This window comes from Shewanella sp. W3-18-1, from assembly GCF_000015185.1.
GTDB classification, from domain to species: domain Bacteria; phylum Pseudomonadota; class Gammaproteobacteria; order Enterobacterales; family Shewanellaceae; genus Shewanella; species Shewanella putrefaciens.
On the sequence record NC_008750.1, the window covers coordinates 2,959,393 to 2,977,998 of the forward strand.

General features: G+C 44.3%; 16 protein-coding genes. 7 read left to right on the forward strand and 9 right to left on the reverse strand.

The window, feature by feature from the left end; translation table 11 throughout:
- Positions 1-74: 74 nt before the first annotated feature.
- The 3 genes from pspC to pspA are packed head-to-tail and all read right to left on the reverse strand — an operon-like array spanning position 75 to position 1,388.
- Complete coding sequence (gene pspC, locus SPUTW3181_RS13575) at positions 75-461, reverse strand: envelope stress response membrane protein PspC (RefSeq protein WP_006081139.1); 387 nt, start codon at positions 459-461, stop codon at positions 75-77.
- On the reverse strand, positions 448-687 hold the full coding sequence (gene pspB, locus SPUTW3181_RS13580; RefSeq protein ID WP_014610296.1) for an envelope stress response membrane protein PspB: 240 nt from the start codon (positions 685-687) through the stop codon (positions 448-450). The genes pspC and pspB overlap by 14 nt, the downstream gene beginning before the upstream one ends.
- A gap of 17 nt (positions 688-704) precedes the next feature.
- Positions 705-1,388: a phage shock protein PspA gene (gene pspA, locus SPUTW3181_RS13585; RefSeq protein WP_011789880.1), complete on the reverse strand. Its 684-nt coding sequence runs from the start codon at positions 1,386-1,388 to the stop codon at positions 705-707.
- Positions 1,389-1,565: 177 nt separating this feature from the next.
- On the opposite strand from pspA, the gene pspF reads away from it, so the two are divergent.
- From pspF to fabV, 7 genes are all read left to right on the forward strand, one after another.
- On the forward strand, positions 1,566-2,654 hold the full coding sequence (pspF, locus tag SPUTW3181_RS13590) for a phage shock protein operon transcriptional activator (protein WP_011789881.1): 1,089 nt from the start codon (positions 1,566-1,568) through the stop codon (positions 2,652-2,654).
- A gap of 69 nt (positions 2,655-2,723) precedes the next feature.
- Positions 2,724-4,349: an ABC transporter substrate-binding protein gene (locus tag SPUTW3181_RS13595; protein ID WP_011789882.1), complete on the forward strand. Its 1,626-nt coding sequence runs from the start codon at positions 2,724-2,726 to the stop codon at positions 4,347-4,349.
- Complete coding sequence (locus SPUTW3181_RS13600) at positions 4,349-5,380, forward strand: ABC transporter permease (RefSeq protein ID WP_011789883.1); 1,032 nt, start codon at positions 4,349-4,351, stop codon at positions 5,378-5,380. The genes SPUTW3181_RS13595 and SPUTW3181_RS13600 overlap by 1 nt, the downstream gene beginning before the upstream one ends.
- The gene (locus SPUTW3181_RS13605; RefSeq protein ID WP_011789884.1) at positions 5,367-6,257 is read left to right on the forward strand and encodes an ABC transporter permease subunit; all 891 of its coding nucleotides are present in this window, start codon (positions 5,367-5,369) and stop codon (positions 6,255-6,257) included. Before SPUTW3181_RS13600 ends, SPUTW3181_RS13605 begins: the two co-directional genes overlap by 14 nt.
- Positions 6,258-6,260: 3 nt before the next feature.
- Positions 6,261-7,268 (forward strand): oligopeptide/dipeptide ABC transporter ATP-binding protein, encoded by a 1,008-nt coding sequence (locus SPUTW3181_RS13610; RefSeq protein ID WP_011789885.1) that lies wholly within the window; start codon positions 6,261-6,263, stop codon positions 7,266-7,268.
- Entirely contained in the window at positions 7,249-8,034 is a 786-nt protein-coding gene (locus tag SPUTW3181_RS13615) for an ATP-binding cassette domain-containing protein (RefSeq protein ID WP_011789886.1), read from the forward strand. Before SPUTW3181_RS13610 ends, SPUTW3181_RS13615 begins: the two co-directional genes overlap by 20 nt.
- Positions 8,035-8,139: 105 nt before the next feature.
- Positions 8,140-9,345: an enoyl-ACP reductase FabV gene (gene fabV / locus SPUTW3181_RS13620; protein ID WP_011789887.1), complete on the forward strand. Its 1,206-nt coding sequence runs from the start codon at positions 8,140-8,142 to the stop codon at positions 9,343-9,345.
- Positions 9,346-9,937: 592 nt separating this feature from the next.
- Here fabV and SPUTW3181_RS13625 read toward each other — a convergent pair.
- The 6 genes from SPUTW3181_RS13625 to tig form a co-directional block, all read right to left on the reverse strand.
- Positions 9,938-11,794 carry a SurA N-terminal domain-containing protein gene (locus SPUTW3181_RS13625; RefSeq protein WP_011789888.1) on the reverse strand — a complete coding sequence of 619 codons (1,857 nt, stop codon included), beginning with the start codon at positions 11,792-11,794 and terminating at the stop codon, positions 9,938-9,940.
- A 227-nt stretch (positions 11,795-12,021) separates the two neighbouring features.
- Positions 12,022-12,294, reverse strand: a complete 273-nt coding sequence (hupB, locus tag SPUTW3181_RS13630) for a nucleoid-associated protein HU-beta (RefSeq protein ID WP_006081127.1) — start codon at positions 12,292-12,294, stop codon at positions 12,022-12,024.
- Between the two features lie 259 nt (positions 12,295-12,553).
- A complete protein-coding gene (gene lon / locus SPUTW3181_RS13635) occupies positions 12,554-14,911 on the reverse strand; it encodes an endopeptidase La (RefSeq protein ID WP_011789889.1) in 2,358 nt (785 codons plus the stop codon).
- Between the two features lie 132 nt (positions 14,912-15,043).
- Positions 15,044-16,324, reverse strand: coding sequence for an ATP-dependent protease ATP-binding subunit ClpX (clpX, locus tag SPUTW3181_RS13640; RefSeq protein ID WP_011789890.1), 1,281 nt, complete (start codon positions 16,322-16,324; stop codon positions 15,044-15,046).
- Positions 16,325-16,409: 85 nt separating this feature from the next.
- Positions 16,410-17,018, reverse strand: a complete 609-nt coding sequence (gene clpP / locus SPUTW3181_RS13645; RefSeq protein WP_011789891.1) for an ATP-dependent Clp endopeptidase proteolytic subunit ClpP — start codon at positions 17,016-17,018, stop codon at positions 16,410-16,412.
- 89 nt (positions 17,019-17,107) lie between these two features.
- Positions 17,108-18,412 carry a trigger factor gene (tig, locus tag SPUTW3181_RS13650; RefSeq protein ID WP_011789892.1) on the reverse strand — a complete coding sequence of 435 codons (1,305 nt, stop codon included), beginning with the start codon at positions 18,410-18,412 and terminating at the stop codon, positions 17,108-17,110.
- Positions 18,413-18,606 lie beyond the last annotated feature (194 nt).

The window sequence follows — 18,606 nt, forward strand, 5'->3', positions numbered from 1 at the left end:
AATAATGTTAACTATACACTGGAACGACAAACAGATTAAGCAATAAGGGCGGACATGGCCGCCCTTTAGAAGGGTTACAAACTATTGATTTGTCTTTTCAAATCAAAGTTGTCAGAGGTGACATGACGTTCTAGGTTTTGTAATCTAACTTCAAGGCTTCGAAATTGACGACTCACGTCGCTCAATGCTTGCTTTGCGGGTTCTCCCGACTGCCACGGCTTCTTCTTCACCTCGATATCGTCTCTATCGTAATGCTTCTGCGGCTTGATGTCTAAAATCACCCACAAAGCGACATAGATGATAAATACCACACCTGAACCGCCGAGTAAGAAGATAGACACCGCCAGTACTCGCACTAACCAAGTTTCAATCGCAAAGTACTCGGCAATCCCTGCACATACACCCGCTATTTTGCCTGACTGGGGAATGCGGTACAAAGTACGACCATTAGATCCTCTCATGTTTCCCCCTCCATTCGGGCGATTCTGTATCCAGAATGGCCTCTAAGGTCTCGATACGCGCTGCCATTTTATCAGCTTTAACTATTAAATCATTGAGTTGTGAAAACTCTTCCTCAGTGAGTCCTTGGCTCACTTGTCGCTTACTGCGATAATGAAGAACTAACCATATTGGCGCGACTATCACCATAAAAATAATAATCGGCGCCATTAGTATGTCCATATCCATAACTCACCTCTGAATTGTTATTCTTTTGACTTTGTTGGTGCTTTACCTTTTACCTTGGCTTTTAGCGCTGCCAGCTCTGCATTTACAGAATCTTCGGCTTCAAGAGCGGCAAACTCGTCGGCTAAGGTTTTTTTGCTGCCAAGATCGTAAGATTCAACTTGGGCTTCTAAGCCTTCGACACGGCGCTCATATTGCTCAAACTTGAGCATGGCGCTATCGATTTTGCTTGAATCTAACTGCTTTTTCACTTCTAAGCGTGATGATGCTGTTTGAGTGCGCAAAATAATGGTCTTTTGACGCGCTTTTGCATCGAGCAGTTTTTCTTGCAACATGCCCACTTCATCTTTCAGACGTGCAATATGTTCATCGATAACGGCTAACTCTTGATTCAGCGTGTCCGCTAAACCGGTTGCTTTTTGTTTTTCAACTAAAGCGGCTTTGGCTAAGTCTTCACGGTCTTTGGACAATGCGAGCTCAGCCTTATCTTGCCAATCTTGCACTTGCTCTAACACGCGATTAATACGACGTTGCAGCTCTTTCTTTTCAGCTAATACTTTAGCTGAGGTAGAACGCACTTCAACGAGTGTGTCTTCCATTTCTTGGATAATCAGACGAACCATTTTTTCTGGGTCTTCGGCTTTATCCAGCAATGCGCTGATATTAGAGTTAATGATATCGGCGAAACGAGAGAAAATTCCCATAATCCTATCCTCAAATTGATGTTGGTCTCGTATAAGGTAATACACTAACTGTGCCAACTTTTATTTATTGTTTAAATACATGCGGATAAACAATTTTTTAACTTTTACTTTATTTTATCTTCCAAGCCACTTATTATGATTTTCACCAAATTTTAGCGCGAAAGACTAAAAAATATCGTGGATAATAAATTTCAACAAGACAATCTTATCGGCCAATCCAATGCCCTACTCGAAGTATTAGAACATGTGTCGCAAATCGCACCTTTGTCTAAACCCGTACTGATTATTGGTGAACGGGGCACAGGTAAAGAGCTGATTGCCGAACGCTTACATTATCTTTCTAAGCGCTGGGATCAAAGTTTTATTAAGCTAAACTGTTCATCTTTGAGTGAAAACTTACTCGAGAGTGAATTGTTTGGCCATGAATCAGGCGCCTTTACTGGCGCCAAAGGTAAACACGAAGGCCGTTTTGAGCGCGCCGACGGCGGCACCTTATTTCTCGATGAATTAGCCAACACTTCAGGACTTATCCAAGAAAAGCTACTGCGTGTTATTGAATATGGCGAGTTTGAACGGGTCGGTGGCAGTAAAACCGTGCAGGCTGATGTCCGCTTAATCTGCGCCGCCAACGAAGATTTACCCGCGTTAGCTGATGCAGGCGAATTTCGTGCCGACTTGCTCGATAGGCTCGCCTTCGATGTGATCACTTTGCCACCACTGCGTTGCCGCCCTGAAGACATTATGACACTAGCGGAATATTTCGCCGTTGGTATGGCACGCCAATTAAAACTGCAACTATTTAGCGGTTTTAGCGCCCATGCAGTCGAACAGTTAATGACCCACGACTGGCCGGGTAATATCCGCGAACTCAAGAACGTGGTTGAACGTAGCGTGTACCGCAATGGTGGTGAAAACCGTCCCATCGAACATATTACCCTCGACCCCTTTGCATCGCCCTATCGACCTAAAACTCGAGTTAAAACCCGCGAGCGCCAAGTGGTACCTCAGGTTGCCGCTATTGCAGATACCGCTCAAACCGGTATCGCGATTGAACCAAACTTACAAGGAGGCTCGGAGCCTTCTCTAAATAGCTTTAATTTTCCGTTGGATTTTAAAGAACAAACTGAAAAATACGAGATGGATCTTATCCAACAGGCTCTCTCACACAGTCAATATAACCAAAAAAAGACCGCTGAGATCCTAGGATTAAGCTATCACCAGCTGCGTGGCATCCTTAAAAAATACAATTTACTCGATAAAGCATAAGCCGATTGCCCACGGGGGAGATGCACTGCTAAAATGGCTGTTCATAGTCTATAAAATAATGATTTATAAATGAGTGTGCTAATTAGACGCCTATGCCTGACAACGGCAGTTTCCTGCATGAGTTGGTTGATGGTTGCATGTGGCCCCCAACAGATCCCTTCTGGTTTGGTTTATTGCTCCGAAGGGAACCCCGAGTCTTTTAATCCGCAGTTGGTGACTTCGGGTACGACTATCGACGCGACATCCCATCAAATCTACAGCCGCTTAGTGGATTATGATACTCAGTCAGGCAATCTTGTTCCGGCATTGGCGACCAGTTGGTCTATGTCAGAGGATGGCTTAAGTTATCGTTTTAAGTTAAGGGAAGGAGTTCAATTTCAGCATTCGTCGCGCTTTACGCCTTCTCGCCCATTTAACGCCGATGATGTGTTATTTTCTTTTAATCGGATCATCAATACACAGCATCCTTACCATTGGGTGTCCCGTACTGGCTATCCCTTCTTTCAAAGCATTGGATTTTCGGAACAAGTTAAGCTAATAGAAAAAGTAAACACCCACGAAATCATATTTTATTTAGCCCGTAAAGACGCTTCTTTTTTATCTAATCTTGCCACTGACTTTGCCGTAATTTTGTCCGATGAGTACGCTCAGCAGCAACTGGCGCTCGGGCATCCAGAGAATGTCGATCATTACGCCATTGGTACCGGACCTTTTACACTAGTTAAGTACGTTAAAAATGAATATATTCGCTATCGCCGTAACCCCGACTTTTGGGGCGAACCTGCAAAAGTCGATATGCTGGTATTTGATATCACGCCCAAAAGCACTGTGCGCCTAGCAAAACTTATCGCTGGTGATTGCAGTGTTTCAGCTCTACCTAAGGCAGGAGAATTACCGGTCATTGGACAACATAAAGAGTTGAATATTGAATCTCAACCTGGTCTTAATGTGGCGTTTTGGGCTTTTAATACGCTAAAACCACCACTCAATGACGTACGTGTGCGCAGCGCGCTAGCTCATGCTGTTGATAAGCAACATATTCTGCGAGCGGTTTATCAAAACACCGCTGTTGAAGCCATAGGTGTTCTACCGCCAGCATCTTGGGCCTACGACAATAACAAAGGACTTATTGATTACAATCCACAAAAAGCACGGGATTTATTGAAAGAGGCAGGCATAAAAAACCTCAGTATTGATATCTGGGCAATGCCAGTTGCACGTGCTTATAACCCTAATACACTTAAAACAGCAGAGTTAATTCAGTCAGACTTAGCCAATGTTGGGGTTAAAGTAAACATCATCAGTTACGACTGGAGCGTCTTTAGCCAACGATTGAGCCGAGATGAGTATGATTCGGTATTAATTGGATGGAACGCTGACAACAGCGATCCAGATAACTTTTTCACCCCATTATTAAGCTGCTCGGCAATGTTGTCGAACAACAATCGCTCCCGCTGGTGTAACCCTGAATTTGATACCATCCTAGCAAGAGCAAAGGATGTATCAACTCAAGCTGAGCGCAAAGTGATTTATCAGCAAGCTGAAGCCTTTTTAGCGGAACAGATACCTATGCTAAGTTTGGCTCATGCTAAACGTGTAGCATTAACTCGTCACGATATTACAGGCATGCAATTAACTCCCTTTGGTGGGATATCTTTTGCACATACTGGCCTAATCCAACCGGAGACTAATTGATGTTTCGATATCTGCTTCGGCGGCTCAATCTGTTTATCGCAACGTCCTTCGTTATGATTGGAGTGCTCTTCTATGCTACCGGATTATTTCCCGTTGAACGAAGTTTTGCACTCACAGGCATCCATTCTCCTACCGCCAGCCAAGAGATTCAAATTGAGCAAGATTATCAACTAAACGACAATCAAGCTTGGCAATTTTTCGCCTATATAAAACAAAGGTTAAGCGGTAATTTAGGGGTATCGGTTACATCACAACAAAGTGTCGCTGAAGAGTTAAAAACGGTACTCCCCGCATCATTTGAACTCGCGATAATGGCTGCCATTATCGCCATTGGCTTAGGTGTGCCATTAGGCGTTTTAGCATCGCAAAGCCAACATAAACTTACTCAAAATACGATCATGGCAATCACCTTAACAGGCTACTCAGTGCCTGTTTTTTGGCTAGGTCTCTATTTATCCCTCTGGTTCGGGGTTAATCTTGGTTGGTTACCGATTTCTGGACAAATCAATTTGCTCTATGAAATCAAGCCTGTTACAGGCTTTATGTTAGTCGATACCTTGTGGTCAGATTCTGAATATGGCAAATCGGCATTTAAAGATGCGCTGCTGCACATCATTTTGCCAGCGACTACGCTTGCCGTATTACCTTTTACAGTGGTGGTTCGTAGCACTCGTTCGGCAATGATGAATGTGATGAATCAAACTTTTATCCGTGCCGCGGAGGCGAGAGGCATGCATACTAGCACTATCATTCTACGCCACGCGCTACCTAATGCGTTGATCCCTGTGCTTAAACATTTAGGATTGATGCTCGGTTCTTTTGCCAGCTATGCGATTGTCGTCGAAATGATCTTCTCATGGCCAGGTGTCGGCTCATGGTTGGTGTCAGGAATTTATCAACGGGATTATACTGTTATCCAAGGTGGTATTCTGGCCGTTGCCCTATTGATCATCTTTTTAAGTATCTTGATTGAAGTATTACACACTGTCTTTAATCCATTAAGCAGAAAAGACCTTTATGCTACCAGCTAAGATTTATCAAGAAGATCAAATTGCCTCTCCTATGATGCGAGTATGGCAAAATTTTTCAGCAAACCCGTTTGCTCTAGCAGGTTTGTGGACAATTGTATTCTTACTGCTACTCACTATTTTTGGGCCAATGATTGCGCCCTTTTCCCCTGAAACTCAGGATCCAAGAGCACTCTTGTTACCGCCATCATGGGATCCATCCGGTACTGTTGAGCATTTTTTAGGAACAGATGATCTCGGACGCGATATCTTTAGCCGATTATTACACGGCGCACACCTTACTTTTGGTATGGCCATTTTAATTGTGGTAACGGCACTATTCACAGGCTTTATTATCGGCTCTTTATCCGGCATGATGCGCGGTTTAAAATCCAGTATTCTTGGTCACTTACTCGACGCGCTATTGTCGATCCCTTCGCTGTTAATGGCCATTTTAGTCGTAGCGGTGATGGGACCGGGTCTTGATAATGTGTTTTGGGCCGTGGGGATTGCCTTAACCCCACAATTTGTCCGCTCCATACACCAGTCAGTGCATGAAGAATTACAAAAAGAATATGTCACAGCCGCGCGTTTAGACGGCGCTAACTCGATGCAAATTTTTTGGTATGTCATTATGCCAAACGTATGGGAAGTCGTGATAATTCAAACTACCTTAGCCATTTCGGCAGCCATTTTAGATATCGCGGCCCTTGGTTTTTTAAGCTTAGGCGCACAAGCTCCCAGTCCTGAATGGGGTGCAATGGTCGCACAGGGCGTAGATAATTTATTAACCGCACCTTGGACCGTCACAATTCCTGGGTTAGCAATTCTTTTTAGCGTACTCGCCATTAACTTGGTTGGCGATGGCCTACGGTCGGCGCTTGCGCCCATCAGAAACTAACTTATGCCTTTACTCGACGTACGAAATCTCACGATTGAACTCGATACGCCCCACGGTAGAGTGCGGGCACTCGAAAAAGTCAGCTTGACCCTGAATGCCGGAGAAATCCATGGATTAGTAGGCGAATCGGGTTCAGGTCGTAGCCTTCTCGCCAGGGCCATTCTTGGCATTCCAGGTCCTAACTGGACGATTACTGCCGATCGTATGATGTGGGACGGTAATAATCTGATGGCCATGACAGCTAAAGAGCGCCGGAATTTGATGGGGTCGGACATGGCGATGATTTTCCAAGATCCCTCCGGTAGCCTTGATCCTGCACAAACTGTCGGCAATCAATTAATGCAAGCTATGCCAAAGAATCCTAAGCACTATTTCTGGCAACGCCATAAACATGCACGATTGACGGCACAAAAATGGCTACATAAGGTAGGTATCAAAAATCCACAAAAAGTCATGTCTAGCTATGCATGGGAGCTATCAGAAGGTGAATGCCAAAAGGTGATGATTGCGATGGCTGTCGCCAATCAGCCACGGTTATTGATTGCAGATGAACCGACAAACTCGATGGAACTTAGCACTCAAGCCCAAATTTTTCGGTTATTATCACAGTTAAATCAACTGCAAAATGTGTCAATTTTAATCATTAGCCACGAGCTTGAAACTCTAGCACAATGGTGCGATCACTTATCCGTACTCTATTGCGGGCAAGTGATGGAATCAGGGCCAACTGAAGATCTCATCACCCAGCCCTTTCATCCTTATACCAAAGCACTACTCGATAATATGCCTGACTATTCAGGTATTGTGGCCCATAAGGCTATTATGCCGACATTACCAGGTTCAGCTCCTGCACTACAGCATCTTCCAATTGGTTGTCGCTTAGGACCTCGGTGCCCTGAAGCACAGAAGAAATGTGTGAATCAGCCTAATTTAAGTCACCTTAAAGACCGCTATTTTGCTTGCCACTTTCCTTATCACGGCGAAACAACAAATGACGACCCCACTGCTTAAAGTTAACGATCTCTACAAAAGATACGACACAGGTTATAAGGGGTTCTCACGCCAATATAACGATGCATTAGCACCAGTATCCTTCGAGCTTAACCGCGGAGAAACCTTAGCGATTGTGGGTGAAGCTGGCTCAGGTAAAAGCACTCTTGCCCGTATCTTAGTTGGTGCAGAACCCCGAAGTGGTGGCGAAATTTTCTTTGAGGGTGAGGCCTTAGATAGCCGTGATATTAAACAGCGTTGTCGGTTGATTAGAATGATTTTTCAAGATCCTAATACTTCACTCAACCCACGCCTGACCATTGGCCAATTGCTCGATGAACCCTTACGTTTTAATACCCAACTTTCGGCTAAAGAGCGCCATAATCAGGTAGTAGATACTCTTAGAAAAGTCGGCCTATTACCCGAACATTCGGATTTTTATCCCCATATGATTTCTGAGGGCCAAAAACAACGGGTTGCCGTTGCTAGAGCGTTAATGCTCAATCCTAAGATCATCATCGCCGACGAAGCCTTGACCGCATTGGATCTTTCTGTACGCTCACAAATTCTCAATTTACTCTTAAGACTACAAAAAGATCTCGGCTTGTCTTATATCTTCGTTTCCCATAATCTCAACATCATTCGCCATGTTAGCGATAAAATCATGGTATTACACAAGGGCGTAATGGTTGAAAAAGCGCTTACAGAACAGATATTTAATTCACCACAACATGAGTACACTCAAAGACTTGTTCAAGAGCAGAGTCTGTTTGTCCACAAACGCTAAACTGCTCCAACCACTTCAATAATCAGGTGAATTGGCTAAAAATAGGTGCCATTTCCCCGCTGAAATATTTATCCTATTGGTCATTTTGATAGAAGAAGCTAAAACATGATTATCAAACCCAAAATTCGCGGATTTATTTGTACCACTACACACCCAGTCGGTTGTGAAGCAAATGTTCAAGAGCAAATTACCTTTACAAAAAACAAAGGCAAAATCGCTAACGGCCCCAAAAAGGTATTAGTGGTTGGTTCATCAAGTGGTTATGGCCTATCTTCACGTATCGCTGCTGCTTTTGGTTGCGATGCGGCAACCATTGGCGTGTTCTTCGAAAAGCCAGGAACAGAAACTAAACCAGGCACAGCCGGTTGGTACAACTCTGCCGCTTTCGATAAATTTGCAAAGGCGGAAGGTTTATATTCTAAAAGCATTAACTGCGACGCTTTTAGCCATGAAGCTAAACAAAAAGTCATTGAACTTATCAAGCAAGATCTTGGTGAAATCGACATGGTTGTTTACTCATTGGCATCACCAGTACGCAGATTACCTGATTCGGGAGAGGTTATTCGTTCAGCATTAAAGCCAATTGGTGAAACTTATACTGCAACAGCCGTTGATACCAACAAAGATTGCATTATTGAAGCAACCGTAGAGCCCGCAACTGAACAAGAAATTGCTGATACTGTCACGGTAATGGGCGGGCAAGATTGGGAATTATGGATCAAAGCCCTATCAGAAGCTGGTGTATTAGCAAACAATTGCAAAACCGTCGCCTATAGCTACATAGGGACAGAACTGACGTGGCCGATTTATTGGCATGGCGCCCTTGGCAAAGCAAAAATGGATTTAGACCGTGCTGCAAAGGCCTTAAATGATCAACTGTCAGCAACCGGTGGTAGTGCTAATGTGGCGGTACTGAAGAGCGTTGTGACTCAAGCGAGTTCCGCCATTCCAGTTATGCCACTATATATCGCTATGGTCTTCAAGAAAATGCGCCAAGAAGGGCTCCATGAAGGCTGTATGGAGCAAATCTACCGCATGTTCAGCGAGCGTCTATACCGTACAGATGGGGCAAAGCCAGAAACCGACAGCGACAATCGCCTACGTTTAGACGATTGGGAACTACGTGATGATATTCAGCAGCATTGCCGTGATTTATGGCCGCAAGTGACCACAGAAAACTTATCAGAATTGACTGACTATCGTGAATATAAAGCAGAATTTATAAAATTATTTGGCTTTGGAATCGAAGGGATTGATTACGATGCCGACGTTAATCCATATGTTGAGTTTGATGTTATTGAACTCCAATAAACTGCGATAACTAATAACAGCTAAACGCCACTTTTTAGTGGCGTTTTATTTGCAACTCCCAAACTTAAATACGCAGCAGTCGCTCTTGTGGGCATCCTCATCATTTCCTCATATTCATAATCCACTTATACCAATCGTATTAAATATCTGTTCATTCAGCGGGAGTTCAGCACGCTTTAGACAAGGCGAAGGCTTGAAGGCATAGTGATGCTCTGTCGAAAGCCTTAAACGCAGTATAAAGCGCACTGAAGCCCGCCCTTCGGGAGCCACACTGGCATCCCACTCCCGTGTTGCATTGACTTAAAAGGGAATGACCATTTCTGCGTCAATGCGCCTTGGATTGAGATGCTTGAGAGGCTCTGAACTGATTAGATATTTAATGTGATTGGTATTATGGAAAAATGATAAAAACTAGCGCAAGAAATACCCTCAGTGGCAAGATAAAATCCATAGAAATAGGCGATTGAAATATGGAACATCACAGTAGTGCTATAACCTCATCCTAGCGAAAAAATAAAAAAGGCCAAGGTAATCACTTGGCCTTTTTAAATTATCAGTAAGATAATTGGTTTAACCCACTATCCCAATTGAATCACTCTGCTGAGTAAACCACTTTAGCATTGGCTTTAAGTGAGTCAATCAAACCACGATAGTCAGCTTCACTATATTGTGCGTTCAAGCGTTGTTTAAGAGCATTAACTAACTCATCACTCACGCCTTCTGCAGCATTGACTTTATCAAGTGCAATCACAGCATAACCATTAGCTAAACCAACAATATCGACAACTGGCGTACTGCTAGGTGTTGGCATTTGGAACGCTTTACCCACAATAGCAGCATCCACATTTTGTTCGCCGCGGCCTAGCTTCACTTTAGACACTAAACCAAGATCAGTTGCAGCAGCTTTAACTTGTGTCATCAACTCTTGTGCTTTTGCACGGGCAGCTTCATTCGCCTGGTCCTGCTTCAAACGCTCTGTGATATTGGCTTTCACTTCCGCTAGGGCTAAAGTGCCCGCATCGTGATGCTCTTTAACACGGATAACAACCACGTGATTAGGCTCAAGCTCAATCACTTCACTGTTTAAACCTTTCAACTTAACGGTATCAGAGAAGGCGGCCTTCACTAAATCAGGTTTATTGAGCCCCTCAGGTGCATCATCACGAGAAAATAGTGGCGTAGTTTTAATTGATACGCCAAGCACTTTTGCCGTTTCAGCTAAAGTATCAGGAACTTCATAGCTGGTATCCGCTAACTTACTTTGCAGACTGTAGAACTGATCTACTGCTTTCTTATCCTGCAACTGAGCGACAATTTTGGCTTTAACATCGGCAAATGGTACTGTCGCACCCGCCTGTACATCAAGTAACTTGATAATGTGGTAACCAAAGCCCGTTTTAACAACCGCAGAATGCTCACCCTTATTGAGTGCGAATAAAGCCGCATCGAAGGTAGGCTCCATCACACCAGGTTCAAACCACTCCAGTTTACCGCCCTGCTCTGCACTTAATCTATCGTCAGAATGCGCCTTAGCAAGTTCAGCAAAATCTGCACCATTATCGAGTTGCTTGGCTAAATCAGCAGCTTTGGTCGCTGCATCATCCTGATCTGCATTAATGAGGATATGTGCAGCTAAACGCTTCTCGTTAGCCAGATATTGCGTTTTATGTTCATCATAATAAGCTTGTGCTTCTTCGTCAGTCACAGGACTATTTTTAGCAAAATCAGCAGCGTTTAGCTCAACATACTCTAAGCTTACCTGTTCTGGGCTCATAAATTGCCCTTGGTTTGCATCATAGTAGTTTTTAACTTGCTCATCGGTCACGGTGGCATTGGCTAAAAATGGTGCAGAATCCACCACCAAATAACGAATATCACGAGTTTGACCTTGTAACTCAGCTAATTGCTTTGCTTCGCTTGGGAGCACAAATTCAGTACCCACAAGGGCGGCAGTTAACTGACGGCGAGTCATATCAACACGCATCATATTTCTAAAGCTTTGCGGTTGATAACCTAACTGTCGCAAAATCGCTTGATAACGCTCGTTATCAAATTTGCCATCGGTTTGGAAAGCTGGCTCTAACTTAATGGCAGTAATAATTTGCTCATCAGAAACTCGAAGACCCATAGTGCTCGCCGCTTGGTCGATAAGTTTATCGGCAACCAAACGCTCTAATACGCTCTGCTTAATACTTTCTAGATATCTTTCATCAGCAGATAATGCAGCAAACATCTCACCCAGTTGTTGCTCCATACGAGAGCGCTCGCTCTGATATGCTTGCTCTAACTCGGCTTTAGTGATCTTGTCACCATTGACTTCTGCAGCGGGTACGTCAGTGGTTGAGCCCAAATAGCTACTCACACCTGCAAATGCAAAAGATAAAATCACAAGTACGAGAATGCTTTTAGCAATCACGCCTTGCGAACCGTCGCGGATCTTCTCTAACATCAGATTTCTCGCTTGTTGCGATTAACAAAATAAAAAGGCGCATCAGGTTGAGATGCGCCTTTCTGTAATTTATGGGGATGATTCAGACGCTACCACAGGTAAGTGCTAAAACCCCGAGTAATGGTAGAAAATAACCTTCAAAATCCATTACTTTCAATTCGTAAAAAGCACTGATTTAACAGTGCTTGTATATTACGAACGCCTTACAAAGGCTACGATATCAAAAATTAATTGACAGCGTCTTTCAGAGCTTTACCTGCTTTAAAGGCAGGAATTTTTGCTGCTGCGATTTTGATTTCTTCACCCGTTTGTGGGTTGCGACCAGTACGCTCAGCGCGCTCACGCACTTCAAAAGTACCAAAACCAACAAGAGAAATTTTATCGCCTTCTTTCAGACCTTCGGTCACAGCAGCGATAAAAGAATCCAGTGCACGGCCAGCAGCGGCTTTAGAAATATCAGCACCAGAAGCAATTTTCTCGATTAGTTCAGATTTGTTCATGTCATCCCCTTGAATGTAATTTTTTTGCGCCGCAACCAAATCCGTCTCTAGAGCGGTCTGCGGAGGCTTTTATAACAAGCTTGAATTCAAAGTTCAAGCTGAGTTCGAAAACCAAAGAAATAAAACTGGATACAGCTCAAAGCCAGTTGCGCCAAGGGCTTGGAGCAGCTGGCTCTCCACAGACCTAGGCTACCACAGGTCTGCGCTTTGTTAAGCCCCTTTTTTCACTTTTTTTAGCTTGATAGCGCATTTTCTTGCGTTATGCCAAGTTTTTAACCACTTCAAAGCCTTCAACAGGTCTTTCTAAGGCAAGTTTTAACACTTCATCGACCCAACGCACAGGACGAATTTCTAAATCGGCAATCACATTGGCAGGAATTTCTTCCAAATCACGCTCGTTTTCTTTTGGAATGAGCACTAATTTTATGCCACCACGGTGTGCTGCTAACAGTTTTTCTTTCAAACCACCAATAGGTAATACTTCACCACGTAAGGTAATTTCCCCAGTCATGGCTACGTCGCTACGAACAGGGTTGCCTGTTAAGCTTGAAACTAAAGCAGTACACATTGCCGCACCAGCCGATGGACCATCTTTGGGTGTCGCACCTTCAGGTACATGCACATGAATATCACGCTTCTCGTAAAAGTCAGCATTGATACCCAATTGCTCGGCACGGGCACGCACCACTGTCATCGCCGCTTGAATAGATTCTTGCATCACATCACCAAGGGAACCTGTATAGGTTAACTTGCCTTTACCTGGTACTGATGTTGCTTCAATCGTCAATAAATCACCGCCGACTTGCGTCCAAGCGAGGCCTGTCACTTGACCAATCTGGTTTTTAGACTCGGCTTTACCGTAGTCAAAGCGCTGCACACCAAGGAATGATTTCAAGTTATCTTGATTCACAGTCACAGACTTAACTGACTTATCAAGCAAAATCATTTTCACGACTTTACGGCAAATCTTCGACAATTCACGCTCAAGCGAACGCACGCCCGCTTCACGAGTGTAGTAACGAATAATGCCAATAATTGCGCTGTCATCCACATGAATTTCACTGGCTTTAAGGCCGTTGCGTTCAATTTGCTTAGTCAGTAAATGTTGCTTGGCAATATTTAACTTCTCGTCTTCGGTATAACCCGACAGGCGGATAACTTCCATACGGTCTAGCAGTGGCCCCGGAATGTCCATCGAGTTGGACGTAGCCACAAACATCACATCGGATAAGTCATAATCAACTTCGAGGTAATGGTCGTTAAAGGTCGCATTCTGCTCAGGGTCAAGCACTTCTAACAATGCCGACGCTGGATCGCCGCGCATATCTGAGCTCATCTTGTCGATCTCATCGAGCAAGAATAACGGGTTCTTCACGCCCACTTTAGCCATTTTTTGAATGACCTTACCCGGCATAGAACCGATATAAGTACGGCGATGACCACGAATTTCCGCTTCATCACGCACACCGCCTAAGGCAACACGCACATATTTACGACCAGTCGCCTTAGCAATCGATTGGCCCAATGACGTTTTACCCACACCTGGAGGTCCAACTAAGCACAAAATTGGCCCTTTAAGCTGACGTACTCGGCTCTGTACCGCTAAATATTCTAAGATACGTTCTTTAACCTTCTCCAGACCATAATGGTCGGTATCAAGCACTTCTTGGGCTTTGGCTAAATCACGTTTGATTTTAGAACGCTGGCTCCAAGGCACTGACGTCATCCAATCCACATAACTGCGAACAACTGTCGCTTCAGCGGACATCGGTGACATCATGCGTAGCTTGTTAAGCTCGGCGAGGGCTTTTTCCTTCGCTTCGCTTGGCATGTTGGCCTCTTCAATCTTACGATTTAAAGCTTCAAACTCATCATGGCCCTCATCTAAGTCACCCAATTCTTTTTGGATGGCTTTCATCTGTTCATTCAGATAATACTCACGCTGGCTCTTTTCCATCTGTTTTTTAACGCGGGTGCGGATACGTTTTTCAACCTGCAGTAGGTCAATCTCCGATTCCATCATCGCCATTAAATATTCCAGACGTTCGCCGACGTTGACCATCTCAAGCACCGACTGCTTATCTTCAAGCTTAAGTGGCATGTGGGCGGCCATAGTATCGGCCAAACGCGCCGCTTCATCGATACCCGATAAAGAGGTTAAGACTTCTGGCGGGATCTTTTTGTTCAGCTTGATATAACCTTCAAACTGCCCAATAGCGCTACGCACTAACACTTCTTCTTCTTTGTCTTCTAAAGGCTCTGATTCAAGATACTCAGCCTTAGCTACAAAGAATTCTGTCTCTTGGGTATAACGGGTTATTTTAGCGCGACGTCCCCCTTCAACAAGTACTTTTACCGTACCATCTGGCAATTTTAACAACTGCAAAATAGAAGCTACAGTACCGATATCAAAGATATCGTCTTTGGTTGGCTCATCTAACTCGGCATCACGCTGAGCCACTAAAATAATTTGTTTATCCTGGGCCATTGCCGTTTCGAGACAACGAATAGACTTTTCTCGGCCAACGAACAACGGAATTACCATATGGGGATAGACCACCACATCTCGCAGTGGCAGCACGGGGAGTTCGATATGCGCTTCACGCTCTAGGGTCATAGCTCGATTCCGTTTTGGTGAATGGGATTGATAATGGAGTATATTGGGACAGTTTATTGAGTTTCAATGGTCAATACGAAAAAAGGAGTCCGATGGACTCCTTGTTTTTCAATTTATTAGCAATCAGTACAATTATTGTTCGCCAGACGCGGCTTGAGTCTCATTGTGCTCATAAATCAGGATAGGAGCAGACTCACCATTTACCACGGATTCATCCACTACCGCCTTCACCACACCGTCAACGGAGGGGATATCGTACATAGTATCCAGCAGAATACTTTCTACGATTGAACGTAGGCCACGGGCACCCGTCTTACGCGACATGGCTTTATGGGCAATCGCTTTTAGCGCATCTTCGCGGAACTCGAGTTCAACGCCTTCCATCTCAAATAACGCGCTGTATTGCTTAGTCAGGGCATTTTTAGGTTGAGATAAAATTTGCACTAGGGCTTCTTCATCCAGTTCTGTCAGCGTTGCAACCACGGGCAAACGACCAATAAACTCAGGGATAAGGCCATATTTCACCAGATCACCAGGCTCAACTTGAGACAAGGTTTCAGAAATTGTCGCCTTGTCCTTTTCGCCTTTCACCTGCGCGCCAAAACCAATACCCGAGCCCACGTGGGCACGCTGCTCAATCACTTTCTCAAGCCCAGCAAATGCGCCACCACAGATAAACAGAATCTTAGAAGTATCGACTTGCAAGAATTCTTGCTGCGGATGCTTACGGCCACCTTGTGGCGGAACCGCGGCAACTGTACCTTCGATGAGTTTTAACAGCGCTTGCTGCACACCCTCGCCCGAGACGTCACGGGTGATCGATGGATTGTCGGATTTACGGCTGATTTTATCGATTTCATCGATATACACGATACCACGTTGTGCCTTCTCAACATCGTAGTCGCACTTTTGCAGCAATTTTTGAATGATGTTTTCAACGTCTTCACCCACATAACCTGCTTCGGTTAAGGTGGTTGCATCTGCCATAGTGAAAGGCACGTTTAAAGAGCGTGCTAGCGTCTCTGCTAGCAGAGTTTTCCCGCTACCCGTTGGGCCAATCAGCAAAATATTACTCTTGCCCAATTCAACCCCATCTTTAGGTGATGAATTTTTTAAGCGTTTATAGTGATTATAAACCGCCACAGAGAGTACTTTTTTGGCTCTGTCTTGACCAATGACATAATCGTCTAAATGCGCACGCAACTCATGTGGCGTTGGCAATTTATCGCTATCACGTTTTGGAGAGATCTCTTTAATCTCTTCACGAATAATATCGTTGCATAATTCAACGCATTCGTCGCATACGTATACTGATGGGCCAGCAATGAGTTTTCTCACTTCATGCTGGCTCTTACCGCAAAAAGAGCAGTACAGCAATTTACCGCTGTCACCATTATTTTTGTTGTCGCCCATTAATTACCTCATTTGCAGTCTGCTCTACTGCCAGTCTTAAATTTACTTAACCTTTCACAGAGCATAGCCCAGTCAAAAGCAAAAATCAGCCACGCTTAGTCATCACTGAATCAACTAAACCGTATTCAACGGCTTGAGTTGCGCTCATAAAGTTATCGCGATCGGTATCACGCTCAATCACTTCAAGCGGCTGGCCTGTGTGCTCAGCTAGCATTAAATTCAGTTTATGCTTTATACCTAAAATTTCTTGGGCATGAATAGCGATATCAGAAGCTTGACCTTGAAAACCACCCAGTGGTTGATGGATCATCACGCGAGAGTTAGGTAAGCAAAAACGCTTGCCCTTTTCACCACCGGCTAATAAAAACGCGCCCATGCTAGCCGCTTGGCCAATACACACAGTGCTCACATTTGGCTTGATAAACTGCATCGTATCGTAAATCGCCATACCAGCCGTCACAGAGCCACCCGGTGAGTTGATATATAAGAATATGTCTTTATCTGGGCTTTCTGATTCGAGGAAGAGTAGCTGCGCCACAATCAAATTGGCCATGTGTTCTTCAACTTGACCTACCAAAAAGATAATCCGCTCTTTCAACAAACGAGAATAAATATCGTATGAGCGTTCACCCTTAGCGGTCTGTTCTATTACCATAGGCACTAGAGCGTTTTGTATATCTGACGCATTATGCATTATTCACTTCCCTAAATAAAAATGGCTCGCATGAGGAGCCTCATACGAGCCATTATAAATGGCGAACAGCTAATCAAGTCAAGCTTAGCTTATGCGCGACCAGTAGCCTTGTTCATAAATTCTTCAAAAGCGACTTCTTTTTCGGTCACTTTGGCCGATTTCAACAGTGCTTCAACGGCTTGCTCTTCTAAAGCGACGTTACGCATGTTTTGCATCAGTTCTTTATTGCTGTTGTAATAAGCAATCACTTCACTTGGATCTTCGTAGGCAGACGCCATAGAAGCAATCAAGCCTTGTACACGCTCATCTTCCGCTTTCAGCTCGTTAGTTTTGATCACTTCGCCTAATAGCAGACCGATTTTCACGCGACGAGCCGCTTGCTCAGTAAATAATTCAGCTGGCAATTCTGGCATGTTAGCCGTTTGACCACCAAAGCGTTGCATCGCTTGTTGACGTAATACGTTAACTTCGCCATCAATCAGCGCTTTTGGCAGTTCGATGTCGTTGTTCGCTAACAAACCTGCAATCACTTGCTCTTTTACGTTAGCTTTTAACGCTTGCTCAAGTTCACGATTCATGTTTTTACGGATTTCAGTTTTAAGGGCTTCTAAGCCACCTTCACTGATACCAAATAGTGCTGCAAACTCATCGTTGACTTCTGGCAGGTTAGCCGCTTGAACTTCAGTCAGTGTAATCGCGAACTTAGCCGCTTTACCTTTCAGGTTTTCAGCGTGATATTCTTCTGGGAAGTTCACGTCGATAACAAATTCTTCGCCCGCTTTGTGACCTAAGATACCCGCTTCAAAACCAGGGATCATACGGCCGCTACCTAATTGCAGTTCGAAATCTTCAGCTTTACCGCCTTCAAATTCTTCACCGTCAACAGAGCCAACAAAGTTCATTTTCACTTTGTCGCCATCTGCAGCTTCACGCTCAACCGCGGCATAAGTCGCGTGTTGTTTGCGTAAAGTTTCAATCATGCTATCAACGTCAGCATCGGTCACTGATGCTTTTGGTTGTTCGACTTCGATCGCATCTAAACCTTTTAACTCAACTTCTGGATAAATCTCAAAGGTCGCGACGAATTCAAATTTTTCGCTATCAGTTGAACCAGGAATAAAAGTTGGAGCGCCAGCTGGATTTAACTTCTCAGCAATAATGGCTTCGATAAAGTTACGTTGCATCACTTCGCCGGTGATATCTTGACGAATTGCGGCGCCATAACGTTTGTTGATTACAGTGACAGGCACTTTACCAGGACGAAAACCTGGGATACGAGCACGCTTAGCTTCACGTTGTAAACTGTCTTTAACCAACTTTTCAATTTGTTCCGCAGGAACAGAAATGGTTAGGCGACGCTCTAGGCCTTGGGTTGCTTCAACAGAAACTTGCATTGTTTTACCTCGAAATTTGTCTAACGCCCTTTGTAATAGCCGAGTCATCAACTATTCAGGTATTCGTTTCTTGATCATTAAATTTGACTACAATGCCCACCACTACTGGCTTTTGGCACAGGTCGCTCATAGTTGATATCTATCAAGACGCGACATTATAGCCACCGTTTTCTGCAGAGTCGAGCCTCAACAGC

What these genes read in the sequence shown, in the direction of transcription:
- SPUTW3181_RS13610 (WP_011789885.1), top strand. Translation starts at nt 6,261, where the DNA reads ATGCCTTTACTCGACGTACGAAATCTCACGATTGAACTCGATACGCCC.
- pspC (WP_006081139.1), bottom strand. Translation starts at nt 461, where the DNA reads ATGAGAGGATCTAATGGTCGTACTTTGTACCGCATTCCCCAGTCAGGC.
- SPUTW3181_RS13615 (WP_011789886.1), top strand. Translation starts at nt 7,249, where the DNA reads ATGACGACCCCACTGCTTAAAGTTAACGATCTCTACAAAAGATACGAC.
- pspB (WP_014610296.1), bottom strand. Translation starts at nt 687, where the DNA reads ATGGATATGGACATACTAATGGCGCCGATTATTATTTTTATGGTGATA.
- SPUTW3181_RS13605 (WP_011789884.1), top strand. Translation starts at nt 5,367, where the DNA reads ATGCTACCAGCTAAGATTTATCAAGAAGATCAAATTGCCTCTCCTATG.
- hupB (WP_006081127.1), bottom strand. Translation starts at nt 12,294, where the DNA reads ATGAACAAATCTGAACTAATCGAGAAAATTGCTTCTGGTGCTGATATT.
- fabV (WP_011789887.1), top strand. Translation starts at nt 8,140, where the DNA reads ATGATTATCAAACCCAAAATTCGCGGATTTATTTGTACCACTACACAC.
- pspA (WP_011789880.1), bottom strand. Translation starts at nt 1,388, where the DNA reads ATGGGAATTTTCTCTCGTTTCGCCGATATCATTAACTCTAATATCAGC.
- clpX (WP_011789890.1), bottom strand. Translation starts at nt 16,324, where the DNA reads ATGGGCGACAACAAAAATAATGGTGACAGCGGTAAATTGCTGTACTGC.
- SPUTW3181_RS13600 (WP_011789883.1), top strand. Translation starts at nt 4,349, where the DNA reads ATGTTTCGATATCTGCTTCGGCGGCTCAATCTGTTTATCGCAACGTCC.
- SPUTW3181_RS13595 (WP_011789882.1), top strand. Translation starts at nt 2,724, where the DNA reads ATGAGTGTGCTAATTAGACGCCTATGCCTGACAACGGCAGTTTCCTGC.
- tig (WP_011789892.1), bottom strand. Translation starts at nt 18,412, where the DNA reads ATGCAAGTTTCTGTTGAAGCAACCCAAGGCCTAGAGCGTCGCCTAACC.
- SPUTW3181_RS13625 (WP_011789888.1), bottom strand. Translation starts at nt 11,794, where the DNA reads ATGTTAGAGAAGATCCGCGACGGTTCGCAAGGCGTGATTGCTAAAAGC.
- lon (WP_011789889.1), bottom strand. Translation starts at nt 14,911, where the DNA reads ATGACCCTAGAGCGTGAAGCGCATATCGAACTCCCCGTGCTGCCACTG.
- clpP (WP_011789891.1), bottom strand. Translation starts at nt 17,018, where the DNA reads ATGCATAATGCGTCAGATATACAAAACGCTCTAGTGCCTATGGTAATA.